Annotated in this window: 1 protein-coding gene; it reads left to right on the plus strand. The window is 61.6% G+C overall.

The genetic code is table 11. From position 1 onward, the window contains the following. Positions 1-370, plus strand: a 370-nt coding sequence (locus GVL03_RS21485; RefSeq protein WP_159502774.1) for a hypothetical protein, incomplete at its 5' end; no start/stop codon positions are given. Between the last annotated feature and the right edge of the window lie 26 nt (positions 371-396).

A 396-nucleotide genomic window follows, 5' to 3' on the forward strand; every position in this document is an offset into this window, starting at 1 on the left:
CTCGTCGCCCGTGACCGTTGAATCGTGGCAACCACTGGCCCACGCACGGCAGCTGATGCTGATGCACTCGTTTTCGTTCTTGCCCGTCCGGTTGGGCGATGCCTGGTGTCTTGTGTCTGAATTGGGGCTCGCCAAGTACCTCAAGGGAGGCGAGGGGAATGACCGCTGGGCCGAATCCATTGCGACTGCGCGGAGCCGTGGCATGGAACTGCGCGAGATTGCGGATGACGAGCTACTCAGGCCCGGAATGAATGCGAACGACGTACTGGCCAGAGCCTCAGTCCGAGATGGCCCGATGCTGTGGTTAGTCGTGGACGACCGCCGGCCTGATTACCTCGCCGGTGTGCTCTCACCATTCGAGCTGATGTAGCCTTGTTCGGCCCTTTGGGACAGCCC

The sequence above is a fragment of the Microbacterium sp. 18062 genome (assembly GCF_902706225.1).
GTDB lineage: Bacteria > Actinomycetota > Actinomycetes > Actinomycetales > Microbacteriaceae > Microbacterium.